The 23742-nt window shown below is 64.5% G+C and carries 23 protein-coding genes; 17 read left to right on the forward strand and 6 right to left on the reverse strand.

Translation table 11 applies throughout. From position 1 onward, the window contains the following. Nucleotides 1-128: 128 nt before the first annotated feature. Nucleotides 129-1130 (forward strand): TerC family protein, encoded by a 1002-nt coding sequence (locus tag RAH32_RS03380; protein WP_306605064.1) that lies wholly within the window; start codon nt 129-131, stop codon nt 1128-1130. A 134-nt stretch (nt 1131-1264) separates the two neighbouring features. Beyond that, the gene (locus RAH32_RS03385; RefSeq protein WP_306605066.1) at nt 1265-2536 is read left to right on the forward strand and encodes a hemolysin family protein; all 1272 of its coding nucleotides are present in this window, start codon (nt 1265-1267) and stop codon (nt 2534-2536) included. Between the two features lie 6 nt (nt 2537-2542). Here RAH32_RS03385 and RAH32_RS03390 read toward each other — a convergent pair whose 3' ends face one another. From RAH32_RS03390 to RAH32_RS03400, 3 genes are all read right to left on the reverse strand, one after another. Then, on the reverse strand, nt 2543-3829 hold the full coding sequence (locus RAH32_RS03390) for a solute carrier family 23 protein (RefSeq protein ID WP_306605068.1): 1287 nt from the start codon (nt 3827-3829) through the stop codon (nt 2543-2545). A gap of 219 nt (nt 3830-4048) precedes the next feature. After that, nucleotides 4049-4795 carry a Bax inhibitor-1/YccA family protein gene (locus RAH32_RS03395; RefSeq protein ID WP_306605070.1) on the reverse strand — a complete coding sequence of 249 codons (747 nt, stop codon included), beginning with the start codon at nt 4793-4795 and terminating at the stop codon, nt 4049-4051. 116 nt (nt 4796-4911) lie between these two features. Further along, a complete protein-coding gene (locus tag RAH32_RS03400) occupies nt 4912-5904 on the reverse strand; it encodes an NADPH:quinone oxidoreductase family protein (protein ID WP_306605072.1) in 993 nt (330 codons plus the stop codon). A gap of 144 nt (nt 5905-6048) precedes the next feature. Between RAH32_RS03400 and RAH32_RS03405 the strand changes: the two genes are divergently transcribed. The 10 genes from RAH32_RS03405 (at nt 6049) to RAH32_RS03450 (ending at nt 17769) form a co-directional block, all read left to right on the forward strand. Beyond that, on the forward strand, nt 6049-6408 hold the full coding sequence (locus RAH32_RS03405; RefSeq protein WP_103173300.1) for a helix-turn-helix domain-containing protein: 360 nt from the start codon (nt 6049-6051) through the stop codon (nt 6406-6408). A gap of 106 nt (nt 6409-6514) precedes the next feature. Then, on the forward strand, nt 6515-7303 hold the full coding sequence (locus RAH32_RS03410; protein ID WP_306605075.1) for an inositol monophosphatase family protein: 789 nt from the start codon (nt 6515-6517) through the stop codon (nt 7301-7303). Continuing rightward, complete coding sequence (gene mgtE / locus RAH32_RS03415; RefSeq protein ID WP_306605077.1) at nt 7300-8688, forward strand: magnesium transporter; 1389 nt, start codon at nt 7300-7302, stop codon at nt 8686-8688. Before RAH32_RS03410 ends, mgtE begins: the two co-directional genes overlap by 4 nt. After that, a complete protein-coding gene (locus RAH32_RS03420) occupies nt 8685-9230 on the forward strand; it encodes a 5-formyltetrahydrofolate cyclo-ligase (RefSeq protein ID WP_306605079.1) in 546 nt (181 codons plus the stop codon). The genes mgtE and RAH32_RS03420 overlap by 4 nt, the downstream gene beginning before the upstream one ends. Nucleotides 9231-9685: 455 nt before the next feature. Beyond that, nucleotides 9686-13273 (forward strand): vitamin B12-dependent ribonucleotide reductase, encoded by a 3588-nt coding sequence (locus RAH32_RS03425; protein WP_306605081.1) that lies wholly within the window; start codon nt 9686-9688, stop codon nt 13271-13273. Nucleotides 13274-13521: 248 nt separating this feature from the next. Continuing rightward, nucleotides 13522-14085 (forward strand): VPLPA-CTERM sorting domain-containing protein, encoded by a 564-nt coding sequence (locus RAH32_RS03430; RefSeq protein WP_306605083.1) that lies wholly within the window; start codon nt 13522-13524, stop codon nt 14083-14085. Between the two features lie 395 nt (nt 14086-14480). Next, nucleotides 14481-15206, forward strand: coding sequence for a fatty acid desaturase (locus RAH32_RS03435; RefSeq protein ID WP_306605085.1), 726 nt, complete (start codon nt 14481-14483; stop codon nt 15204-15206). Beyond that, nucleotides 15203-15730: a sterol desaturase family protein gene (locus tag RAH32_RS03440; RefSeq protein WP_306605086.1), complete on the forward strand. Its 528-nt coding sequence runs from the start codon at nt 15203-15205 to the stop codon at nt 15728-15730. Before RAH32_RS03435 ends, RAH32_RS03440 begins: the two co-directional genes overlap by 4 nt. Nucleotides 15731-16014: 284 nt before the next feature. Beyond that, a complete protein-coding gene (locus RAH32_RS03445) occupies nt 16015-17391 on the forward strand; it encodes a PQQ-dependent sugar dehydrogenase (protein WP_373429653.1) in 1377 nt (458 codons plus the stop codon). Nucleotides 17392-17445: 54 nt separating this feature from the next. Further along, on the forward strand, nt 17446-17769 hold the full coding sequence (locus RAH32_RS03450; protein ID WP_306605089.1) for a c-type cytochrome: 324 nt from the start codon (nt 17446-17448) through the stop codon (nt 17767-17769). A 15-nt stretch (nt 17770-17784) separates the two neighbouring features. Here RAH32_RS03450 and RAH32_RS03455 read toward each other — a convergent pair whose 3' ends face one another. Beyond that, complete coding sequence (locus RAH32_RS03455; RefSeq protein WP_306605218.1) at nt 17785-18180, reverse strand: NAD(P)-dependent oxidoreductase; 396 nt, start codon at nt 18178-18180, stop codon at nt 17785-17787. After that, nucleotides 18177-18311 (reverse strand): hypothetical protein, encoded by a 135-nt coding sequence (locus RAH32_RS03460; RefSeq protein ID WP_306605091.1) that lies wholly within the window; start codon nt 18309-18311, stop codon nt 18177-18179. The genes RAH32_RS03455 and RAH32_RS03460 overlap by 4 nt, the downstream gene beginning before the upstream one ends. A gap of 203 nt (nt 18312-18514) precedes the next feature. Here RAH32_RS03460 and RAH32_RS03465 point away from each other — a divergent pair, with 203 nt between their 5' ends. The 5 genes from RAH32_RS03465 (at nt 18515) to RAH32_RS03485 (ending at nt 23287) form a co-directional block, all read left to right on the forward strand. Then, nucleotides 18515-19651 carry a TRAP transporter substrate-binding protein gene (locus tag RAH32_RS03465; RefSeq protein WP_306605093.1) on the forward strand — a complete coding sequence of 379 codons (1137 nt, stop codon included), beginning with the start codon at nt 18515-18517 and terminating at the stop codon, nt 19649-19651. Nucleotides 19652-19718: 67 nt separating this feature from the next. Further along, nucleotides 19719-20303 carry a TRAP transporter small permease subunit gene (locus RAH32_RS03470; RefSeq protein WP_306605095.1) on the forward strand — a complete coding sequence of 195 codons (585 nt, stop codon included), beginning with the start codon at nt 19719-19721 and terminating at the stop codon, nt 20301-20303. Nucleotides 20304-20348: 45 nt separating this feature from the next. Next, the gene (locus RAH32_RS03475; protein WP_306605097.1) at nt 20349-21773 is read left to right on the forward strand and encodes a TRAP transporter large permease; all 1425 of its coding nucleotides are present in this window, start codon (nt 20349-20351) and stop codon (nt 21771-21773) included. Beyond that, complete coding sequence (locus RAH32_RS03480; RefSeq protein ID WP_306605099.1) at nt 21757-23115, forward strand: amidase; 1359 nt, start codon at nt 21757-21759, stop codon at nt 23113-23115. Before RAH32_RS03475 ends, RAH32_RS03480 begins: the two co-directional genes overlap by 17 nt. Before the next feature lie 4 nt (nt 23116-23119). Then, entirely contained in the window at nt 23120-23287 is a 168-nt protein-coding gene (locus RAH32_RS03485) for a hypothetical protein (RefSeq protein ID WP_306605101.1), read from the forward strand. Nucleotides 23288-23303: 16 nt separating this feature from the next. Here RAH32_RS03485 and RAH32_RS03490 read toward each other — a convergent pair whose 3' ends face one another. Then, nucleotides 23304-23690, reverse strand: a complete 387-nt coding sequence (locus tag RAH32_RS03490; RefSeq protein ID WP_306605103.1) for a hypothetical protein — start codon at nt 23688-23690, stop codon at nt 23304-23306. Nucleotides 23691-23742: the final 52 nt, after the last annotated feature.

The raw sequence follows: 23742 nt of genomic DNA on the forward strand, positions 1-23742 counted from the left end.
GCGGGACCGGGCCCCTCTGACGGCAAAGACGCCGTGATGTCGGACCGCATCGAGCGTGCTTCGATGCAAAGTGGCCCTGTTCTGGCGAAGCCCTTGGCATCGGTGCACATTAGCAACGATGAGGGCACATGGAACTTCTTCTACTGGCATTTCTGGGCAAGCCGCTGTGGATGTGGCTGCTGTTTCTGGGCGTGGTGATTGCCCTTCTGGCATTCGACCTGGGCGTCCTGCACAAAGACAGCCATGAAATCGGAGTCGCAGAAAGCCTGCGCATGTCGGCGATGTATATCGTCCTGGGCGTCGCGTTTTCGGGCTTTGTTTACTGGCAGATGGGAACCGAACCCGCGGCCCAGTATCTGACGGCCTTCGTGGTCGAAAAGACGCTGGCGATGGACAACATCTTCGTCATCGCGCTGATCTTCGGCTTCTTCGCCGTCCCCCGCGAATACCAGCACCGGGTGCTGTTCTGGGGCATCCTTGGCGTCATCGTCCTGCGCGCGATCATGATCGGCCTGGGCGCGACGATCGTGGCGAACTATCAGTGGGTGCTGTATCTGTTCGCCGTCTTCCTGATCTTCACCGGCATCAAGATGATGTTCGTGCAAGAGGCGTCCCACGATCTGGAGGGCAACAGGCTGGTGCGCTTCATGCGCAAGCATTTCCGCATCACGGATCAGTTCCACGGCAACAAGTTCATCGTCAAGCAGGCCGATCCCAAGACCGGCAAGCTGGTGCGCTATGGCACGCCGCTGCTGATGGCGCTTGTGATGATCGAGATCGCGGACCTGGTCTTCGCCGTCGACTCGGTGCCTGCCGTGTTCACGATCACGACGGACCCCTATATCGTCTATACGTCGAACATCTTCGCGATCCTTGGTCTGCGGGCGTTGTATTTCGCGCTGTCCGCAATCCTGCATCGCTTTGCCTATCTGAAATACGCGCTGTCGATCCTGCTGGTCTTCATCGGATCGAAGATCTTCATCGCCGACCTGATGGGCTGGGAAAAGTTCCCGCCGACCTGGTCGCTGGGCATCACCTTCGCGATCCTCGGCGTGGGCGTGATCTACTCGCTGTGGAAAACCAACGGGAGCAAGGCCGAAGAGACCCGATCCCATCCGGCCGGCGAATAACACCGAAACCGGCAAGGCGCCCCGCGGGGCGCCTTGTTTGCCGATTCAATCCGGCAGATGACCGTCAAGGCTTTGCACTGCCGCGCGCTTCGTGCAGATTGCGAAAAGCCCGATCTGCTGGATAAAGAGACCCGATGCTTCTGGAAATCATCATCGTCCTGCTTCTGACGATGTTCAACGGCGTTCTGGCCATGTCCGAACTGGCCATCGTCTCGGCGCGGCCCGCGCGGCTGAAGGTGATGGCCGCCGAAGGAAGCCACGGCGCCGAAGTCGCCCTTGATCTTGGAACAGAACCGGGCCGCTTCCTGTCCAGCGTCCAGATCGGCATCACCCTGGTGGGCGTGCTGTCGGGCGCTTTCTCGGGCGCGACGCTGGGCGCGCGCCTGTCCGCGGCGCTGATCGAAGGCGGGTTGTCCCCCGCCCTGGCACAGGCATTGGGCGTCGGCGGCGTGGTCGTGCTGATCACCTATCTGTCCCTGATCATCGGCGAACTGGTTCCCAAGCAGATCGCCCTGCGGTCCCCCGAAGGCGTGGCCGCCCGCATTGCGCCGCTGATCCTGTTCATCTCTCGCATCGCGGCGCCGATCGTCTGGATCCTCGACAAATCCGGCAAGCTGGTGCTGACCCTGCTGCGCCAGTCAGGCGAATCCGAACGCGGCATCTCGGACGAGGAGATCCGCGTCATGCTGTCCGAGGCGCGGTCCGCAGGCGTCATCGAACCCGCCGAAACCGAGATGATCGCGGGCGTCATGCGCATCGCCGACCGGTCCGCCCGCGGGCTGATGACGCCCCGGCACGAGGTCGAAACCGTCGATATCGACGACTCCGGCGCCGACGTGCTGCAACGGTTCCGCGACAGCCGCCGCTCGCGCCTGCTGGTGCGGGAAGGATCGGACGACGACATCATCGGCGTGATCAGCCTGCGCGACCTTTTGTCGGACGACGTGACCGACCTGCGCTCTCTGGTGCAGGAGGTTCCGGTCATCCGCGAGGGCCTGCCCGCGCTGAACGTGATCGAGGAGTTGAAGGCCAGCCCCGCCCACATGCTGCTGGTCTATGACGAATACGGCCATTTCGAAGGCGTGATCACCGCCATGGACCTGCTGGAAGCGATCGCAGGGGATTTCCCTGAACCCGGCGACGACGAACCCAAGGCAGTCCAGCGCGAGGATGGCACTTGGCTGGTCGCGGGCTGGATGCCCGCCGACGAATTCGCCGAAATGATCGGCATCACCCTGCCCGAGGATCGCGGATACGAATCCGTTGCGGGCCTTGTGCTGGACCGGGCGGGCGTTTTGCCCGACGTGGGCGCGCGCATCACCGTATCGGGCTGGCAGATCGAGGTCGTGGACCTTGATGGCCGCCGGATCGACAAGCTGCTGGTGTCGCAGCTTGCCGAAGTCTGACAGGGATCAGGCCGCGCGGCGGTCGCGGCCGATGCCCAGCAACTGATAGATCACCAGGGCGGCCAGCGTCGACGTGCCGATCCCGCCCAGCGCGAAGCCGCCGATGGTCACGGTGAAATCGCCCGCGCCCAGGATCAGCGCCACGCCCACGGTGAACAGGTTGCGCGGATCGGAAAAATCCACGCGGTTATCGACCCATATCCGAGCCATGGCGCTGGCGATCAGGCCGAAGACCGACACCGCGAGGCCCGCCAGCACAGGCGCAGGGATCGTCTGCAGGATCGCCCCGAACTTCGGCGACAGGCCCAGCAGGATCGCGATGGCGGCGGCCATCGGAAAGATCAGCGTCGAATAGACCTTGGTCATCGCCATGACGCCGATGTTTTCGGCATAGGTCGTGACCCCGGTCCCGCCCCCTGCCCCGGCGATCATGGTGGCCAGACCGTCACCCAGGAAGCCCCGGCCAATATAGCGGTCCATGTTCTGACCCGTGATCGAACCAAGCGCCTTGATATGGCCCAGGTTCTCGGCCACCAGGACGATGGCGACGGGTGCGATCATGCTGATCGCGGTCCAGTCGAATTCTGGCGCGGTGAAATTCGGAATGCCGAACCATGCCGCCTGCCCGACCCGGCCGAAGTCGATGCCCGGCACGAGGCCCGCGCCGTTGCCCAGGGCCAGCACCAGCAGATAGCCGAAGGCAAGCGCGATCAGCACCGCGATCCGACGCGTCGCCCGCCCGCCATAGGCCGACACCATGGCCATGCACAGCACCGTCGCAAGCGCGATGGACAGATGCGCCATGCTGCCCTTCAGCTGGCCCACGGCCACCGGCGCCAGGTTCAAGCCGATGGACACGCCGATGGCCCCGGTCACGGCGGGCGGCATCAGCCGTTCCACCCAGCCCGTCCCTGCTGCCATCACCACCAGCCCGATCAGCGCATAGACCAGCCCCGCGGCAATGATCCCGCCCAAGGCCACGCCGATGTTCGGGTTGGCCCCGCCGCCGGCGAAACCCGTCGCGGCCATGACCACGGCGATGAAGGCGAAGGACGATCCCAGGTAACTGGGCACCCGCCCGCCCGTGATGAAGAAGAACAGCAGCGTGCCGATGCCGGAAAAGAACACGGCCACATTCGGATCGAACCCCATGATCAGCGGTGCCAGGATCGTCGATCCCGACATGGCCAGCAGGTGCTGCACGCTCATCGGGACGGCGGCGGCCAGCGGCAGCTTTTCATCGGGAAGAACCGTCGCGCCGGTGGCCGGGCGCCAGGTTGGAAAATAGCCCATCGTCTTCTCTTGTCATGATTCCGTCGGCGGGCTTAGCCCATCCCCGCCGGCAGGCCAATCACCTGCGCCGTGCTATTTGGCGGCCATGTCGCTGATGGGTGGACCGCTACCCAGGCATTGCGGACCCATGACCACGCCGCCACGTTGGCAACAGGCGTTGCCCAATGAAAAACCCCCGCCGGTTGGGCGGGGGTCGAAGATGTCAGGCTGTGTCGCGGATCACTCGCGGTTGCCCATGAACTGAAGCAGGAACATGAACAGGTTCAGGAAGTCCAGGTACAGCTGCAAGGCACCCATAATGGCGGTCTTGCCCAGGAAATCCCGATCCGAACCGGCCAGTCGCAGATAGGTGTTCTTGATGTTCTGCGTGTCATAGGCGGTCAGGCCCGCGAAGATCAGCACGCCCAGGATCGAAATCGCGAACTGCATCGCCGAGGATTGCAGGAAGATGTTCACGATCGACGCCACGATCAGGCCGATCACGCCCATGATCAGGAAGCTGCCCCAGCCCGAGATGTCCTTCTTCGTGGTATAGCCCCACAACGACAGACCCGCGAAGGCGATGGCCGTCACCAGGAAGGTCTGCACGATCGAGGTGCCGGTATAGACCAGGAAGATCGAGCTGATCGACAGGCCCATCAGCGCCGCGAAGCCATAGAACAGCATCGTGGCCGCCGAGACGGACAGGCGGTTGATCGCGGCGCCAAAGGCGAAGACCACCAGCAGGGGCGCGAACATGATCACCCATTTCAGGGGCGAGGCATAGATCGCCGTCCCCAGCTGGGTCAGCTGCCCCGACGCGTCCACGGCGGCGGTGCTGATGCCATAGGCGGCGACGGCGGTTACACCCATGCCGACCGCCATCAGCCCATAAACCTTGTTCATATAGGCCCGCAGCCCTTCGTCGATCACCCCTTGGCGGGTGCCGACGCTCTGCGTGGTGCGGTAAGTGTTGTAATCTGCCATCAATCTCTCCCTATGAGACCTGCCGGCGTCTGCCGGTTTATGGCCATCATATTGGCATGATACGCCTGTGATTCAATGCCGTTAAGGGGTCGAATACCCCCAGTTTTACGCAGATGTTACAAGCTCACGATGATCTTGCCCACGGACCTGCGGCTGCGCAGCAGATCGAAGGCCTCGGCGATGCGGTCCAGGGGCATGGCCTGCCCCACGACCGGCGCAAGCTGGCCCTCCTGGAACATCCGAAACAGGCCGGCCATGCTGTCCGACACCGCCCTCGGATCCAGCCGCGCATAGCCCCCCCAATAGAATCCATGGATCGAGATGTTCTTGACCAGCGCATGATTGAGCGGCAACGCCGGAGGCCTGCCGCCCGCAAAACCGATCGCCAGGAAATGACCGCCGGGCTTCAACGCTCGGAAGGCGGCCTCTCCGGCGCTGTCGCCTACCGCGTCATAGATCACATCGACGCCGCCCAGTTCCCGCAGCGCGCCTTTCAGGTCCGCGCATTCGGCGCTGTCGATCACGACGGCGGCGCCCGCCGCGCGCACGGTCTCCAGCCGATCCTGCCCGCGCGCCACGCCGATGACGCGGGCGCCCATGGCGCGCCCGATCTCGACCGCCGTCAGGCCGACCCCGCCCGCCGCCCCCAGGACCGCAAGGGTCTGACCAGCTTTCAGGTTCGCGCGGGCGGCAAGGGCCAGATGGCTGGTGCCATAGGCGATCTGGAAACCGGCCGCCTGCTCGAACGTCATGGCGTCGGGAATTGCGGTGCAGGCGGCGGGTGGGACGGCGATCATTTCAGCCATCGTCCCCGCCGCCAGGACGGCGACGCGGTCGCCAGGGTGAAAGCCGCTGCCCGTCGGGGCCGACACGACTTCCCCCGCACCTTCAAGACCGGGGACGAACGGGGGATCCTGGCGTTCCTGGTATTCGCCGCGCGCCTTCAGCAGATCGGCAAAGTTCAGCGCCGCCGCACGCAGGCGGACCAGAAGCCGATCCGGTCCCGGTTGCGGCGCGGCCTGCCGTTCGACAGCCGGTTCATCCCCCAGTTGTCTGACGAAGGCGATTCGGATTTCGCCCAAATCATCGGCGGTGGAAGTTTTCGTCAAATCCTTCATCCTCTTATCCAGGGCCGTGCTAGGGCGGTGGCAGACCTGTCTTTTTGGTCAGGAACGGGGCCGTTAACCAGTTTAACACTCGAAAATTGAGAAGGGTTAAGCTAGTGCTTCCTTAGATTGCATAAGGTGGTAACGATGAAACACGGTGTTGATGTTCATGTTGGCAAGCGTATCCGGCATCGTCGCTGGATGATCGGAATGACCCAACAGCAACTGGCCGACAAGGTCGGTATCAAGTTCCAGCAGATCCAGAAATACGAAACCGGCATGAACCGCGTCTCGGCGTCCCGGCTGTGGGATATCGCCCGCGCGGTGGATGTCCCCGTCAGCTTCTTCTTCGAAGGGCTGCACGAAGGCGATGTGCCGGAAAACATCGCAGGCGACATCCTGGCGGACAAGGAGGCGCTGCAACTGGTGCGCGCCTATTACACGATGCCGGTCGCGCAGCGCCGCCAGATCTTCGAACTGGCCCGCGTCCTGTCCGACGCCGCCTGACGCAAGGGCGCGGGGTCTTCCCCCGCGCCCTTACCTTCCTGCCCCCCACTGGCAGGCCGATGCCGTTCGCGCTAGTCCTGTCGGTGAAACCAGGCAGGGGGCGGCGATGCAGGACGCGCAGGACATCATCAACGCGGCGCACCAGATGGCCGACGCCGCGCGCGCGGCCATCTTGCCGTTCTTCCGCACGGGCCTTGCCGCCGACAACAAATGGCAGACCGGCTTCGACCCCGTGACCGAGGCCGACCGCGCCGCCGAACGTGCGATGCGCGAGGTGCTGGCCCGGCTGCGCCCCAACGACGCCATCCTGGGCGAGGAATACGGCGCGACCGAAGGCACCACCGGCCTGACATGGATCCTGGATCCCATCGACGGCACCCGTGCCTTCCTGTGCGGAGCGGCCAGTTGGGGGGTGCTGATCGGCGTCTCGGACGGCCAGGACATCCGATATGGCCTGATCGACCAGCCCTATACCCGCGAACGGTTCGAAGGGGGACTGGGCCGGGCACGGCTTGTATCGGATTCGGGCGAATTCGCCCTGGCTGTCCGCAAGGTCGATCTTGCGCAGGCGACGCTGCTGACGACCTATCCCGAAGTCGGCACCCCGGCCGAGGCCGAGGCCTTCCATCGCGTGTCCGGCCAGGTGCGGCTGACGCGCTATGGCCTTGACTGCTATGCCTATGGCCTGCTGGCCCTGGGGCAGGTGGATCTGGTGATTGAAGCAGGGCTGCAATCCTATGACATCGCCGGCCCCCTGGCCGTGGTCCGGGCAGCCGGCGGGATCGTCACCGATTGGCGGGGCGGCCCCGCCCACCACGGGGGCCAGGTCATCGCGGCGGCCTCGGCCGAACTGCACCGGGCTGCGCTGGACCTGCTGAACGGGGTGACGGCATGACCGACCAGATCCCCGCCCCGGATCAGCAGGCGACCGAGGACGAATTCCTGCCCCGGCAGGAACTGCTGGACCAGATCGACGACGCCGTTCAGTCGGGCGACGCCGAACGGCTGAACATCCTGCTGGAGCCGATGCACGGCGCCGACATCGCCGACATCATCGAACGCCTGCCCCCCGCCGGGCGCCGCGCCTTCCTGGACCTTTATAGCGGAGAGATCGACGGCGAGATCCTGTCCGAGATCGACGAGGCCATCCGCGACGAGGTGATCGAGCAGTTGCCGCCCGAGGTCGTCGCCGAAGCCGTCCGCGAAATGGACAGCGACGACGTGGTGGACCTTGTCGAGGACATGGATGAGCCGGAACGGCAGGAAATCCTCGCCGCGCTTGACGCCACCGACCGCGCCGCCGTCCAGCAGTCGCTCGGCTATCCCGAATATTCCGCCGGCCGCCTGATGCAGTCCGAGGTCGTGACCGCGCCCGAACACTGGACCGTCGGCGAGGCCGTGGCATTCCTGCAATCCGAGGACTGGCTGCCCGAACAGTTCTATCACATCGTCCTGGTCGATCCGCGCCGCCATCCGATCGGCTATGTGACGCTGGGCCGGCTGCTGGCCTCCAGTCCCGCGACCCCCCTGCGCGACATCACCGAGGACAGCTTCCGCACCATCAGCGCCTTCGCCGACGAAGGCGACGTGGCCTATGTCTTCAACCAGTATCACCTGATCTCGGCCCCCGTGGTGGACCGCGACGACCGGCTGGTGGGCATCATCACCATTGACGACGCCATGGCGGTCCTGAACGAGGAACACGAGGAAGACATCCTGCGCCTGGCGGGCGTGGGCGATGAAAGCCATGTGTCCGACGGCCCGCTGGCGACCGCGCGGCAGCGCCTGCCCTGGCTGGTCGTCAACCTGTTCACGGCATCCCTGTCGGCCATCGTGATCTCTCAGTTCGAGGCGACGATCGCCACGCTGGTGGCCCTGGCCGCGCTGATGCCCATCGTCGCCTCGACCGGGGGGATCGCGGGCACGCAGTCGCTGGCGGTGGCGGTGCGGGCGCTGGCCACGCGCGAACTGGGCCGGGCCAATGCGCGGCGCGTCGTCCGGCGAGAGCTGGTGGCGGGCATGCTGAACGGCATCTGCCTGGCGCTGATCCTGGGGGTGGCGGGGTCCCTGATCTTCGGCGATGTCCGGCTGGGCCTGGTGCTGGGGGCGGCGATGATCGTCAACCAGATCGTCGCGGCCCTGGGCGGGGTCCTGGTGCCGCTGACGCTGAACAAGCTGGGGCTGGACCCGGCGCTCGCCTCGGGCACCTTTGTCACGACGATGACGGACGTGATGGGCTTCTTCGCCTTCCTGGGCCTTGCCACGCTGGTGCTGCTGTGACCGATCTGGACAAAGCCGCCCTGCGCGCCCGCGCCCTGGCCGCCCGCGCGGCGGGGGGTGATGGGGACGCGCTGACCCGCCACCTGACCGCCGCCCTGGCCCCGCATCGGGGCAAGGTGCTGTCAGGTTATTGGCCGATGCGGGACGAAGCCGATCCCCGCCCCGCAATGGAGGCGCATGACGGCCCGCTTTGCCTGCCGGTCGTCACGGCCAAGGCGGTGCCGCTGGTCTTTCGCCGCTGGCAAGGCGAGGCCCTGGTGCCCGGACCCTTCGGCACGTCCCACCCCGCCGATTCGCAGCCGATCCTGTTCCCGCAGGTGCTGATCGTGCCGCTGGCGGGCTTCGACAGCCAAGGGAATCGCATCGGCTATGGCGGCGGCTATTACGACCGCACCCTGCAATTGCTGCGTGAAACCGGCCAAGTCCATGCCATCGGGCTGGCCTTCGCAGTGCAGGAACTGCCCGCGATTCCGGCGGAACCTTTCGATCAACCGCTGGATCTGATCGTGACCGACCGTGAAACGATCCGGCCCGCAGATTGATTTCGGCGATTGTGACAAGTTTGCATCAGCTGTGAACAACCGGGGGATGACCTGGGGACAGGGCTGTGGATAAGGTCGGGACGGCCGGTCCTAACCCCCTTTCCCGGGTCGAAATATTTCCCTTTGGGGGATGTTGATGGACCGCACCGTATCTTCTTTGTGAACGAATCTGCGAGTTGCCTGACGGCCTTGCTGTCAACCGGAATCCGCGCGTCCTGCGACAATAAAACAGTTGAAAGACGCCTCGGTTGGGATCAATTTTGTGGTCTGCGGCGTTGGTCATACCAGATGTGGTGGCAGGTGAGTCACAATCACCCAGACCCGTCGCTTCGTGATTTTCGACCTGACGGGCGGTTCTGCCGCCCGGACCCGTCGCGCTTTGCGCGAAGGGGCGGCCCCGTGCCGCGTGGCGCAAGTCGCGGGACCAGGGACGACGATAGGAAAGGGCTACTGGCATGAAGATCGAACGGCGTTTCACCACCCCGGAAGGGGGCGCATACGGCGGCATCGCCTTCACCACGACCACCAGCGAGATCCGCAATCCCGACGGCAAGATCGTCTTCCGCAACGACCAGGTGGAAATCCCTGAAGGATGGAGCCAGGTCGCCAGCGACGTGATCGCCCAGAAATATTTCCGCAAGGCGGGCGTGCCCGCGGCGCTGAAGCGCGTCAGGGAAAAGGGCGTTCCCGAATTCCTGTGGCGCAGCGTCCCGGACGAGGATGCTCTGGCCGCCCTGCCCGAAGACCGGCGTTACGGCGGCGAGACAAGCGCGCGGCAGGTCTTTGACCGGCTGGCCGGGGCTTGGACCTATTGGGGTTGGAAAGGCGGGTATTTTTCCAACGAAGAAGACGCCCGCGCCTATCACGACGAGATGCGCTTCATGCTGGCCCGCCAGATGGCCGCGCCGAACAGCCCGCAATGGTTCAACACCGGGCTGCACTGGGCCTATGGCATCGACGGCCCGTCGCAGGGGCATTTCTACGTCGATTACAAGACGGGCAAGCTGGTCAAGTCCGACAGCGCCTATGAACATCCCCAGCCGCATGCCTGTTTCATCCAGTCGGTCAGCGACGACCTGGTGAACGAGGGCGGCATCATGGACCTGTGGGTTCGGGAAGCGCGGCTCTTCAAGTACGGCTCGGGCACCGGCACCAACTTCTCCTCGCTGCGCGGCGAAGGGGAACGGCTGTCGGGCGGCGGCAAGTCCTCGGGCCTGATGGGTTTCCTGAAAATCGGCGACCGGGCGGCGGGCGCGATCAAGTCGGGCGGCACCACGCGCCGCGCGGCCAAGATGGTGATCTGCGACATGGATCACCCCGACATCGAGGCCTTCATCAACTGGAAGGTCATCGAGGAACAGAAGGTCGCCTCGCTGGTCGCCGGGTCCAAGGCGCATGAGGCCCGGCTGAACGACATCTTCGCCGCCATCCGCGACGGCGATGGCGAGACGGATCCCGCGAAGAACGACGCCCTGAAAGCCGCCATCCGTGCCGCCAAGCGCGCGATGATCCCGGAAACCTATGTCAACCGCGTGCTGCAATACGCGCGCCAGGGCTTCGACAGCATTGAGTTCCCGACCTATGACACCGACTGGGACTCGGAAGCCTATGTCAGCGTTTCGGGCCAGAACTCGAACAACTCGGTCCGGGTGACGGACGCCTTCCTGCAAGCCGTCCGCGACGATGCCCCGTGGGAGCTGCTGCGCCGGACCGACGGCAAGGTCGCCAAAACCGTCTCCGCGCGGGAATTGTGGGACCAGGTCGGCCACGCCGCCTGGGCCTGCGCCGATCCCGGCATCCAGTTCCATGACACGGTGAATGCCTGGCACACCTGCCCCGAGGACGGGCCGATCCGCGGGTCGAACCCGTGCAGCGAATACATGTTCCTGGACGACACGGCCTGCAACCTGGCCTCGATGAACCTGCTGACCTTCTTCGCGGATGGCCGGTTTGATGCCGACGCCTATGTCCATGCCACCCGCCTGTGGACCGTGACGCTGGAGATCAGCGTGCTGATGGCGCAGTTCCCGTCGAAGGAGATCGCGCAGCGGTCCTATGACTTCCGCACGCTGGGCCTGGGCTATGCCAATATCGGCGGCCTTCTGATGAACATGGGCCTGGGCTATGACAGCGACGAGGGCCGGGCGCTTTGCGGCGCGCTGACGGCGGTGATGACGGGCGTGGCCTACGCGACCAGCGCGCAGATGGCGGCGGAACTGGGGGCCTTCCCCGGCTACGGGCGGAACGCCAACCACATGCTGCGGGTGATCCGCAACCACCGCGCCGCCGCCCATGGCACCGGCGCCTATCAGGCGGTGAACGTGGCCCCCGTCGAACTGGACGGCGACAACTGCCCCGACGCCCGGCTGGTCGCCATTGCCCGGCAGGCCTGGGATCAGGCGCTGGCCCTGGGCGAGGATCACGGCTTCCGCAACGCGCAGGTCACGGTGATCGCCCCCACCGGCACCATCGGCCTGGTCATGGACTGCGACACCACCGGGATCGAGCCCGACTTCGCCCTGGTCAAGTTCAAGAAGCTGGCGGGCGGCGGTTACTTCAAGATCATCAACCAGTCGGTCCCTGCTGCCTTGGCCACCCTGGGCTATGCCCCCGCGCAGATCGAGGAGATCGTGGCCCATGCCGTGGGTCACGCCACTTTGGGCAACTGCCCGGGCATCAACCACACCGCGCTTGCCGGCCACGGCTTCGGCCTGGCCGAGATCGAGAAGATCGAGGCCGCGCTGGCGACCGCCTTCGACATCCGCTTCGTCTTCAACCAGTGGACCTTGGGCGAGGATTTCTGCAAGGGCACCCTGGGCATCCCGGCGGCCAAGTTGGCCGACCCGACCTTCGACCTGCTGCGCCACCTGGGCTTTACCCGCGCCCAGATCGACGCCGCCAATGACCATGTCTGCGGCACCATGACCCTGGAAGGCGCCCCGCATCTGCGCGCGGAACACCTGCCCGTCTTCGACTGCGCCAATGCCTGCGGCAAGACGGGCAAGCGTTACCTGTCGGTCGAAAGCCACATCCGCATGATGGCGGCGGCGCAGTCCTTCATCTCGGGCGCGATCTCGAAGACCATCAACATGCCGAACAGCGCGACCATCGCCGATGCGCTGGCGGCATACGAGTTGTCCTGGTCGCTGGGCATCAAGGCCAACGCGCTTTACCGCGATGGCTCCAAGCTGTCGCAGCCCCTGGCGGCGGCCCTGGTCGAGGATGACGAGGAAGCCGAGGAGATCCTCGCCACCGGCAGCGCGCAGGAAAAGGCCGCTGTGGTCGCCGAAAAGATCGTCGAGCGGATCATCGTCAAGGAGGCCGTCCGCAGCCACCGCGAGAAGCTGCCGCAGCGCCGCAAGGGCTATACCCAGAAGGCGGTGGTGGGCGGGCACAAGGTCTATCTGCGCACCGGCGAATATGACGACGGCAAGCTGGGTGAGATCTTCATCGACATGCACAAGGAAGGCGCGGGCTTCCGGGCGATGATGAACAACTTCGCCATCGCCGTGTCGGTGGGCCTGCAATACGGCGTGCCGCTGGAGGAATTCGTGGACGCCTTCACCTTCACACGCTTCGAGCCTGCTGGCATGGTGCAGGGCAACGACAGCATCAAGAACGCGACCTCGATCCTGGACTATGTCTTCCGCGAGCTTGCCGTCAGCTATCTGGACCGCACCGACCTGGCGCATGTGAAGCCCGAAGGCGCCCGCTTCGACGACATGGGCGGAGGAGAGCGCGAGGGGTTGAACGTCACCCCGGTCAGCGAGCAGGCGGAGCTGAAGTCGCTGACCATGCTGAAGCAGATCAGCAGCGCGGGCTATCTGCGCAAGCGGTTGCCCCAGGACCTGATGGTGTTGCAGACAGGCGTGTCGGCCACGGCGATCATGACGGCCGAACCTGGCGCGATGGACCTGCGCACGAAGGCCAAGATGCAGGGATATGAGGGCGATCCTTGCGGGGAATGCGGAAACTATACCTTGGTGCGGAACGGAACCTGCATGAAGTGCAACACCTGCGGCGGAACGAGCGGCTGTAGCTGACTCTTTTCCAGTCAGAACCACACGATAAGGCCCGCCGCCATTGCGCAGCGGGTCTTCTTGGCATTCACAACCCCAGGTATATGAATGCGTTACCCTGATCCTCAGATAGAGGCCATTTGTCTATATCTTTGACAGTCAATAATAATTTCTTTGGACGCCAAAAATTTCTTTCTGATGGATCAAAGGTTCGTTAACCTTTTAACGGTGCGCCAAGAGTCGCATCAGTTTCGTAGGAGGTGCGAGTGAACATGAAATTCAAAGCGGCCGCAGTCGTCGCGTTTGCCTTGGCGGGCACCAGCGCCGGAGCGGCGACATTCACCTTTGCCGGGCTTGCTTCGGGTCCGGGGGGAAATGCCTGCCCTCCGGGTGGACTGGCGAATTGCGTCTATAATGACTCCTATGCCATCGCGAAATACAACTTCGACGACGGCGTGGCAGGGGCTGTCGAAACAAACGACATCATTTTCCCATCCATCGACGGAAGCGAGTTCACGATCTCGTTCAACTCTGGATCGACCAAGGCTGGCACCTGGAGCTTTAGCCCGGGCGCCGGGGATCCGACCATCGTGACCGCCTTCGCCATCAAGGGCGGCAGCGGCGGTGCTGCCATCTATGAATGGGATCCCAGCAGCGGAACCGATTTCAGCAGCATCAGCTTCGACATGGCGCTGGATGCTGGCGACAAGGCGCTGTCGAATATCACCTTCTGGGATACCACCTCGCCTGCGCCCGTCCCCCTGCCGGCTTCCGCATTGCTGCTGCTTGCGGGCATGGGCGGCTTCGCGATGCTGCGTCGCCGGAAGGCTGGTTGAACAATATCTGAAAGGCGGCCCGTGCAACCGAGCCGCCTTTTTACATCAGTCAGCAATCTGGCGGATGACATCCGGGATCGCGCGCAATTGGCGACCCCGGAGTGGGCGCGGGATTATCTCATGACTCTGTAACCTGCGCTGCATGATCCCGGGCGAAGTAAGATCGGCAATTTCCCTCATGCCGCCCGAGATGATTCACCTGGATTACCGGCTTCTCTGCTTGCCCTCATGCAAAGAAGCCTGAGAGAGGCTCGGGCAAGCGGGTGTCACAAAACCACCTCGCCGACATGAGGGGTGCAAGCACAAGGGTGCTGACTACAAAGCTTGGGGTGGAAACCGCCGAGGCGTCATCCTAGATTGTGGCCAGTGATGCTCGATGAGCAAGGAGCCGGGGCTTGTCCGAAACAGTGCGACGCTTCCCTTCATCCAGCCTCGTCGGCGCTGCATTGGCCGCGGGGGTGATCTGCGCCTGGATCGCCGTGCATGTCTTTGCCGTCTGGCACCTGGACGCGGCAGCTTCGCCCCTTCTGGCGACCGCCTGCCTGATCGGGCTGACCTGGCTGTCGGTCGGGCTGTTCATCGTCGCCCATGACGCGATGCATGGCGCGATCGTTCCGGGAAGCCCCCGGACGAACAGGGCCTTCGGAACCCTGGCGCTGCTGCTTTTCGCGGGGTTTTCCTGGCGCAAGCTGATCGTCAAGCACATGGCCCATCACCGTCATGCCGGCACCGATGACGATCCCGACTTCAGCCACGGCGGACCGGTCGCATGGTATATCGACTTCGTGCGCACCTATTTCGGCTGGCGCGAGTTCTGGGTGCTGGGAACGTCGGTCATCCTCTATGCGCTGATCCTGGGACCGCGCTGGCCTTATGTCGCGTTTTGGGCCGTGCCCTCGATCCTTGCCTCGATGCAGCTTTTCATCTTCGGCACCTGGCTGCCGCACCGGCCGGGGCATGACGCCTTTCCCGACCGGCACAACGCGCGGTCCACCCGGTTCGGCAATCCGCTGTCGCTGCTGACCTGCTTTCACTTCGGCGGCTATCACCATGAACACCATCTTTACCCGTCGGTGCCGTGGTGGCGGTTGCCCTCGACCCGGAAAAGAGGTGGGGCATGAACGTCCTGATGCCGATCGTCATCGTCGTCCTGACCGTGGTGGCCATGGAGGGCATCGCCTATTCCGTCCACCGCTGGATCATGCACGGTCCCCTGGGCTGGGGTTGGCACAAGTCGCACCACGAGGAAACCCACGGCCCGTTCGAGAAGAACGACCTTTACGCGGTGGTCTTCGCCGTGATCTCGATCCTGCTGTTCGCGATCGGCAGCGCCTGGTGGCCGTGGCTGTGGTGGGTCGCGGTCGGCGCGACCGTTTACGGCGTGATCTATTTTATTGTCCACGACGGGTTGGTCCACCAGCGATGGCCCTTCCGCTATGTCCCCCGGCGCGGCTATTTCCGAAGGCTTTACCAGGCACACCGTCTGCACCACGCGGTCGAGGGCCGGGACGATTGTGTGTCCTTCGGCTTCGTCTATGCGCCGCCGGTCGAGGATCTGAAGGCGCGGCTCAAGGCCTCGGGCGTTCTGGCGCAGCGCCAGTCGCAGCATCCCGACGCATGGCGGGCCGACCGCGCCGAAGACTGATCTGTCAACACGTCTCGCGGTCCCCTTTCCTGCCTATGCTGCCTGTTTCCCATTGTCCTGCGCCCTGATGCGGGCATCATTTGGTCTGATGAATTCAACAAAGCTGTTGAAAAGCTTATGCCGTCATAGATCATCCCCCCTCAGGCACCGACACGGCTGAACATCAGAAGAACCGCGAATTCCATTCGCCAGTCGGGTCGGACCTGACCGTTGCGATGGGTGGCCTTTGGAGGAGGCGCCGCCCGATCGTGCCAGACATGGGACTGCATCAGGGAGGAGACACCATGAGACACGCAAGACTTTGCGGACTGCTTCTGACGACTGCCCTTGCAACGCCGGCCTTTGCCCAGGACAACCTGGAAACGCTGCAGGGAATGCAGCGCACCGACGCCACCTTTACCCGCATCGATCAGGCCGGCCCGAACGCAGAAGCGCTGAAGGCCATCGTGCCGCATATCAACGTGCCCGACGGATTCGAAGTCAGCCTTTACGCGGTCGTCCCGGACGCACGGTCCATGGCGGTCGCGCCGCAGGGCACCGTCGTCTTTGTCGGCACGCGCAAGGACAAGGTCTGGTCGGTCGTGGACCGTGACCGCGACCGGGTCGCCGACGAGGTGATGGATTTCGCCCCCTCGCTGACCTTCGACATTCCGAACGGGCCCTGCTTCTCGCCCGACGGGTTCCTGTATATCGCGGAACGCAATCGCGTGCTGCAATTCCCCGCGGCCGAGTTCTTCTTTGAAGGCCCCGATCCCGCCGTGGGCACCGTCGTGTCCCAGGGCCAGCTGATCCCGGCCGAGGAGGAAAGCTTCAACCACACCGCCCGCGTGTGCCGCATCGGGCCGGACGGCAAGCTTTATATCTCGCTGGGCCAGCCCTACAACGTGCAGCCCCAGGACAAGCTTGAGAAATACGACGAGATCGGGATCGGCGGCATCATCCGCATGAATACCGACGGCACCGAACGAGAGGTCTTCACGCGCGGCGTCCGCAACTCGGTCGGGCATGACTTCAACCCGGCCAATGGCGACCTGTGGTTCACCGACAACCAGGTGGACGGAATGGGCGACGACATCCCGCCGGGCGAGTTGAACCGCCAGACCGAGGCAGGCCAGCATTTCGGCTTCCCCTGGACCAATGCCGAGGTCGAGGTTCCCGACTACAAGGACGTCCCGCGCCCCGAGGGGGTGGAGTTCGTCGAGCCGCAGGTCAAGATGGACGCCCATGCGGCCGACCTTGGGATGCGGTTCTATACCGGCAATTCCTTCCCCGAGGAGTATCGCGGCGGCATCTTCTCGGCCCAGCACGGCAGTTGGAACCGGACCACGCCCATCGGCGCGCGGGTCATGTTCACCCGCCTTGACGCCGACGGCAATGCCGCCGGGACCGAGGTCTTCGCCGACGGCTGGCTGGACGAGGAAACGGGCGAATACCGGGGCCGCCCCATGGACATTGCCTTCCTGCGCGACGGGTCGATGCTGGTGTCGGACGATTTTGCCGGGGCGATCTGGCGGATCGCCTATACCGGCGATGCTTCGACGCAGGACAGTGCCGCCGGAGGCACGGATGCGCCAGCGGCCGATGCGCCTGCCAGCGCCGCAGCCGACGGTGCCGGTGGCGACGACGCGGCGGAAACCCTGCCCTCGGCGCCTGCCAACTGATCCAAGCCGGGGCGGTGAACGCCGCCCCGGACCCCTCCACGAAGGCAGCACATCATGAGATCATTTTTCGGCGCGGTTCTTGTCGCCGCGTGCGGCCTGGGTGCCGGTGCCGTTCTGGCGCAGACCGCCACCCCGCCGGCCCAGACCCAGACATGCCGGGTCTGCCACGGCCTTGACGGGACGGGGACCAACCCGATGATCCCCAATATCGGCGGGCAGAGCGAGGAATATCTGTCCAAGCAGTTGCAGGATTTCCGTGCAGGCAGGCGCGAGGATCCGCAGATGAGCATCATCGCGCGCGACCTGACGGACGAGGACATCAAGGCCCTTTCCGCCTGGTTCGCCTCGATTACCGCAACCTACGCCCTGCCCCAGTGATCCGCTGTCCTGCCGTCAGGCCACGCGGTCCGACGGTTCGCGGCCGGCAAAGAAGGCGTCCAGGTTGTCCAATGCCCTGAAGCCCATGGCATCGCGGGTTTCTTCGGTGGCCGAACCGATATGAGGCAGCAGGAAGACGTTGGGCAAAGCCGCCAGGGCGGGATTGCCGCCCGGTTCGGTCCTGAACACATCCAGGCCGGCGGCGAAAATCCGGCCCGACCGCAGCGCCTGGACAAGCGCATCCTCGTCGATCAGGATCCCCCACGCCGTGTTCACGACGATGGCCTTGTCGGGAAGCATCGCCAGGGTCCGGGCATTGATGATCCCGTCATTGCCGGGCGTCGCCGGGCAGTGCAGGCTGAGAACGTCCGACCCGGACAGAAGGCTTTCCAGGCTGTCGTGGAAGATCAGGCGGCGACAAGGTCTTGCGGGGACAGCACCCTGTCATCGGGATTCAGCATCAGGTCGTAATCCCGCGCGGCCCTTTGCTCGACGGCGGGGCGGAGCCTGCGGGTCAACACCAGCCTGGGTTTGGTCATCATGGCCCCCTGCATGTCGCCACCCGTGCCCAAGGCACGGTCGGCCGCGGTTCATTCAGGGCCATCTAGGCGAGCTTGCTGACGAATAGATCGAAAAAATGCAAAATGTCCCCCAAAAGTACAGTTGCGCAAATCCGTTTCGTCGGCCCTAGTGAACAGGCAATATAATGTCGCGCCAAGCGGCTTCATTGTCTGGGAGGACACCGATGACCGACACAGTCGACTCAGCGCGATTTTCGCGCCGATCTTTCCTGCGCACCGGCGCCATGGGCGGGACCGCCGCTGCGGCAGTGGCCCTGGCGGCGCCGCCCGTGCTTGCACAGGCCCCGATCGTCATGAAGATGCAGACGTCGTGGCCCGCCTCGGACATCTGGCAGCAGATGGCCCAGGATTACGTGACACGGGTCGAGGAAATGTCGGGCGGTCGCTTGACGGTCGACCTGCTGCCCGCCGGGGCGGTCGTCGGTGCCTTCCAGGTGATGGATGCGGTGCATGACGGCGTGATCGACGCGGCCCATACCGTGCCGGTCTATTGGTACGGCAAGTCCAAGGCCGCCTCGTTCTTCGGGACCGGCCCGGTCTTCGGCGGCTCGGCCTCGACCATGCTGGCCTGGTTCTATCAGGGCGGCGGCGCCGAGCTTTACCGCGAACTGACCCAGGATATGCTGGGCCTGAACGTCTATGGCTACATGGGTATGCCGATGCCCGCGCAGCCCTTCGGCTGGTTCAAGAACCCGGTCAACACCGTCGCCGACGTGCAGGGGCTGAAATACCGCACCGTGGGCCTTGCGGCGGACCTGTTGCAGGGCATGGGGATGTCCGTGGCCCAGTTGCCCGGAGGCGAGATCGTGCCCGCGATGGAACGCGGCGTGATCGACGCCTTCGAATTCAACAACCCGACATCCGACCGCCGCTTCGGCGCGCAGGACGTGGCCACGAACTATTACCTGGCGTCCTATCACCAGGCCTCGGAATCGTTCGAATTCATCTTCAACCGCGATTTCATGGACGACCTTCCCGAGGATCTGCAGGCGATCCTGAAATACGGCGTCGAGGCATCGGCGACGGCGAACCTGGCCCTGGCGATGCGCGAATATTCCAAGGATCTGGCCGAACTGGCTGCGGGTGGCGTGACCGTTCACCGGACCCCGCAAGAGATCCTGTCCGCCCAGATCGAGGCCTGGGACAAGCTGATCGTGGACCTGGAATCCGATCCCTTCAACAAGAAGGTCATGGACAGCCAGCGCGCCTGGACGGAACAGGTGGCCTTTTACGAGCTGATGAACGCGCCGGACCTGGGGCTTGCCTACGAACACTACTATCCCGGCAAGCTGAAGCTGTGACCGCCGGGGGCGCGGGATATCCCCGCGCCCGCCCGCCCCGTGACGTGGCTGCCAGGAGCTTTCCGCAATGCAGAAGTACATCCAGTTCGCCGACGCCCTTTCGGCCTGGTTCGGCAAGGCCTTTGCATGGCTGATCATCCTGATGACCATCGGGATGAGCTATGAGGTCATGGTCCGCTATCTGTTCAACCGGCCGACGCCCTGGGCACTGGATATCAGCTTCATCATGTATGGCACGCTGTTCATGATGGGCGGCGCCTATACGCTGTCGCGCGGCGGCCATGTGCGGGGCGACTTCCTGTATCGGCTGTGGTCGCCCCGCACCCAGGCGCGGGTCGATCTTGTCCTGTACTTCCTGTTCTTCTTTCCGGGCATCCTGGCGCTGATCTTTGCGGGATGGAAATACGCCGCCCGATCCTGGAGCTATGGCGAGGTTTCGGTGAACAGCCCCGCCGGCATCCCGATCTATCAGTTCAAGACGGTGATCGTCGCGGCCGGGATCCTGCTGTTCCTGCAAGGGATCGCGCAGGTCATGCGCTGCATCATCTGCATCCGCACCGGCACCTGGCCGCCGCTGGCCCACGACATCGAGGAAACCGAGACGATCCTGATGCATCAGGAAACCCACGACCAACCCCACGGCCCGGCCTGACGCCGGCATGTCCCCCTTGCCACCCCCGAAGCTGGAGCTAGCGCCGTGACCGATCCCCAGATCGCCCTGTTCATGCTTGGTATCTTCATTTTCTGCGTGTTTCTGGGCTTTCCCATTGCCTTTACCCTGATGGCCATCGGCATCGGGTTCGGCTATTACGCCTATTACGATCCGGGCCGGATGTGGCGGGCGTTCAACCGCCTGGAAGACGACGCGGGGCTTTGGGAATCCACGCGGCTTTGGATCGAGGGGCTTTACAACAACCGGATCTTCGACCTGTTCGTGAACCAGACCTATACGGTCATCTCGAACGAAGTGCTGACGGCCGTGCCGCTGTTCCTGTTCATGGGATACATCGTCGAGCGCGCCAATATCGTGGACAAGCTGTTCAGCACCCTTGCGGTGGCGACGCGCAGCATTCCGGGCGCCCTGGGTGTCGCGGCCCTGATCACCTGCGCGCTGTTTGCAACCGCCACAGGGATTGTGGGGGCCGTGGTAACGCTGATGGGCCTTCTGGCGTTTCCGCAGATGCTGAGGATGCGGTACAGCCACAGCTTCGCGGCGGGGATCATATGCGCGGGCGGCACCCTGGGGATCCTGATCCCGCCGTCGATCATGCTGATCGTCTATGCCGCGGCGTCCGGGGTGTCGATCGTCCGGCTGTATGCCGCGGCGCTGTTGCCGGGCCTTGTGCTGGTCGGCCTCTATTTCATCTATATCGTGACGCGGGCCATCCTGAACCCCACCCTGGCACCCAAGCCGACCGAGGAAGAGGTTCCCAGCCTGCCGCTGGGCAAGCTGCTGTGGTTGCTTGCCACCAGCTTTCTTCCGCTGGCCATGCTGATCCTGGCTGTTCTGGGCTCGATCCTGTTCGGCCTTGCGACCCCGACCGAGGCCGCTTCGATCGGTGCCCTGGGCGGCATCCTTCTGGCCATCGCCTATCGCGCGATGACCTTCGACCGGCTTCGCGAAAGCGTCTATCTGACGGTCCGCACCACGGCCATGGTCTGCTGGCTGTTCGTGGGATCCTATACCTTCTCCGCCGTCTTCAGCTATCTGGGCGGAGAACAGGTGATCGCGGAATTCGTGGCCGGGCTGGATCTGACGCCGATCCAGTTCCTGCTCATGGCGCAGCTCATCATCTTCCTTCTGGGCTGGCCGCTGGAATGGTCGGAAATCATCATCATCTTCGTGCCGATCTTCCTGCCCCTACTGCCGATGTTCGGGATCGACCCGCTATTCTTCGGGGTGCTTGTCGCCCTCAACCTCCAGACCAGCTTCCTGACGCCGCCCATGGCGATGAGCGCCTATTACCTCAAGGGCATCGCGCCAGCCAACGTCAAGCTGACCGAGATCTTCTCGGGGGTGCTGCCCTATTGCGGCCTTGTCATCATCGCCATGGTGCTGATGTATGTCTTCCCGCAGATCGTCTTCAGCCTGCCGGATGCCGTCTATGGCGTCGCGCGATAAGACATCTGCGGTGCTGGGGCTGGAGGCGGTCGAGATGCGCGACCGCTTGGCCTCGGGCGCGCTGCGGGCGGCCGATCTGGTCCGCGCCTGCCTGGCCCGCATCGCAGAACTGGAACCCGATGTCGGCGCCTGGGCTTGGATCGACGAGGGCTATGCCCTGGCGCAGGCGGAACGGCTTGACCAGTGGCGCCAGTCCGGTCGGCCGCTGGGGCCGCTGCACGGCCTGCCCATCGGCCTGAAGGATGTCATCGACACCAAGGGCATCCCGACCGAGAACGGCACGCCCATCGACGCGGGCCGGGTTCCGGCCGAGGACGCCTGGATCGTCGCGCGCCTGCGCGCGGCGGGGGCGATCATCCTGGGCAAGACGGTGACGACCGAATGCGCCTTCCTGCATCCGGGACGGACCCGCAACCCGCACAACCCCGACCACACGCCAGGCGGGTCTTCCCAAGGATCGGCTGCGGCAGTCGCCGCGGGCATGGTGCCGCTGGCGGTGGGCACGCAGACGGGCGGTTCGGTGATCCGCCCCGCCGCCTTCTGCGGGATCGTCGGGATGAAACCCAGCTTCGGCCTGATCCCCAGGACGGGTATCCTGATGCAATCGCCCACCCTTGACACCGTTGGCGTCTTCGCCCGCAGCGTCGCCGATTGTGCGCTTCTGGCCCAGGTGCTTGCGGGCCACGATCCTGCCGACCACGCGACCGAGCCCCTGCCCGCGCCCCCCCTGCTGGATACCGCCCTGGCCCAGCCGCCGGTGACGCCGGTCTTTGCCTTCCTGAAGCCCCCGGGCTGGGACCGCGCGCATCCGCAGACCACGGCGGCGGTGCAGGAACTGGCCGCCTTCCTGGGCGACCAGTGTTTCGAGGTGACGGTCCCCGGGCTGGAAGACGCCGCCGCGATCCGACGCCGCATCAATGTCGCCGAAATGGCAAAGTGCTATTATGCCCTGGAACGGCGCGGCCGGGACCGGATGTCCGATATCCTGAAGGCTGCCATGGACGAGGGGAAGGCGGTTCTGGCGCGCGACTATATCGCTGCCCTTGACTGGCCGATGCTGCTGAACGCCGCCATGGCACCCGTTTTCGCGCGCTGCGACGCGATCCTGTGCCCGGCGGCGCCGGGGCCTGCGCCTGCGGGACTGGCCGATACCGGCGATGCGATCTTCAACGGGCTGTGGACCCTGACGGGGATGCCGGCGGTGACGCTTCCGGTGTTCCGGTCAGAGGATGGCCTGCCGATGGGCATTCAGCTGGTCGGGCGGCGGGGCGACGACGCCAGGCTGCTCCGCACGGCCCGCTGGCTGGCTGCGCATCTTGAAACCTCGGGTCAAGAAGGATGACAACATGAACCTGTTTTTGGCGATCTTCGCCTTCGTCGTTCTGGTGGCATTCCTGGCCATCCTGGTGATCCACGTCCCCCGCATCGACCTGATCTGCGTGATCGGGGTCGCGGTCGCCCTGGCGGCCTGGGATCTTTACACGACGTTCCGGTCGCGAAGCGGATCTCGGTAACGGGCGGACGGCTGCTTCAATACATGACGCTATAGAGCGTGATGGCGACGGGTGCGTCGCTTTCAAGCTGCGCGCTGCCTCGGGCAAGCAGCCAGCCGTCGGCACGCTGCAACTCTGCAACGACCTGCTGGGGCGAAGTGCTGTTCAAGGCGGCGGGCATGGGAAGGGACAGGCTCATCTTCGTCGCCTTGCCGTCGCTTTCGGCAGCTTTCCGGGCGGGGTGGCGACCGGCAGGGTCGTCAAGGTGGACGACAAGCTGTCCCTCGGGGATGGCCTTGCCGCCTTCGAAGTCGATCGTGATCTTGATATCGGTGGGGCGTGCCGTGTCCGCGCCTGCACCCGCCGCGACCATTGCGGTGACAAGGGCCAGCAACATCATACGGTAACCTGCAAGCCGCTTCATCGGGTGTTCCTTCCTGCTTCGGGGAAACGGGGCGCAGGACCGCGCCCCGTTC

It is taken from the genome of Paracoccus yibinensis (assembly GCF_030846195.1).
GTDB lineage: Bacteria > Pseudomonadota > Alphaproteobacteria > Rhodobacterales > Rhodobacteraceae > Paracoccus > Paracoccus yibinensis.

Excerpts from the sequence above, each read along its gene's own strand:
- RAH32_RS03380 (WP_306605064.1), top strand. The coding sequence starts at position 129 with ATGGAACTTCTTCTACTGGCATTTCTGGGCAAGCCGCTGTGGATGTGG.
- RAH32_RS03385 (WP_306605066.1), top strand. The coding sequence starts at position 1,265 with ATGCTTCTGGAAATCATCATCGTCCTGCTTCTGACGATGTTCAACGGC.
- RAH32_RS03390 (WP_306605068.1), bottom strand. The coding sequence starts at position 3,829 with ATGGGCTATTTTCCAACCTGGCGCCCGGCCACCGGCGCGACGGTTCTT.
- RAH32_RS03395 (WP_306605070.1), bottom strand. The coding sequence starts at position 4,795 with ATGGCAGATTACAACACTTACCGCACCACGCAGAGCGTCGGCACCCGC.
- RAH32_RS03405 (WP_103173300.1), top strand. The coding sequence starts at position 6,049 with ATGAAACACGGTGTTGATGTTCATGTTGGCAAGCGTATCCGGCATCGT.
- RAH32_RS03410 (WP_306605075.1), top strand. The coding sequence starts at position 6,515 with ATGCAGGACGCGCAGGACATCATCAACGCGGCGCACCAGATGGCCGAC.
- mgtE (WP_306605077.1), top strand. The coding sequence starts at position 7,300 with ATGACCGACCAGATCCCCGCCCCGGATCAGCAGGCGACCGAGGACGAA.
- RAH32_RS03425 (WP_306605081.1), top strand. The coding sequence starts at position 9,686 with ATGAAGATCGAACGGCGTTTCACCACCCCGGAAGGGGGCGCATACGGC.
- RAH32_RS03430 (WP_306605083.1), top strand. The coding sequence starts at position 13,522 with ATGAAATTCAAAGCGGCCGCAGTCGTCGCGTTTGCCTTGGCGGGCACC.
- RAH32_RS03440 (WP_306605086.1), top strand. The coding sequence starts at position 15,203 with ATGAACGTCCTGATGCCGATCGTCATCGTCGTCCTGACCGTGGTGGCC.
- RAH32_RS03445 (WP_373429653.1), top strand. The coding sequence starts at position 16,015 with ATGAGACACGCAAGACTTTGCGGACTGCTTCTGACGACTGCCCTTGCA.
- RAH32_RS03450 (WP_306605089.1), top strand. The coding sequence starts at position 17,446 with ATGAGATCATTTTTCGGCGCGGTTCTTGTCGCCGCGTGCGGCCTGGGT.
- RAH32_RS03460 (WP_306605091.1), bottom strand. The coding sequence starts at position 18,311 with ATGATGACCAAACCCAGGCTGGTGTTGACCCGCAGGCTCCGCCCCGCC.
- RAH32_RS03465 (WP_306605093.1), top strand. The coding sequence starts at position 18,515 with ATGACCGACACAGTCGACTCAGCGCGATTTTCGCGCCGATCTTTCCTG.
- RAH32_RS03470 (WP_306605095.1), top strand. The coding sequence starts at position 19,719 with ATGCAGAAGTACATCCAGTTCGCCGACGCCCTTTCGGCCTGGTTCGGC.
- RAH32_RS03480 (WP_306605099.1), top strand. The coding sequence starts at position 21,757 with ATGGCGTCGCGCGATAAGACATCTGCGGTGCTGGGGCTGGAGGCGGTC.
- RAH32_RS03485 (WP_306605101.1), top strand. The coding sequence starts at position 23,120 with ATGAACCTGTTTTTGGCGATCTTCGCCTTCGTCGTTCTGGTGGCATTC.
- RAH32_RS03490 (WP_306605103.1), bottom strand. The coding sequence starts at position 23,690 with ATGAAGCGGCTTGCAGGTTACCGTATGATGTTGCTGGCCCTTGTCACC.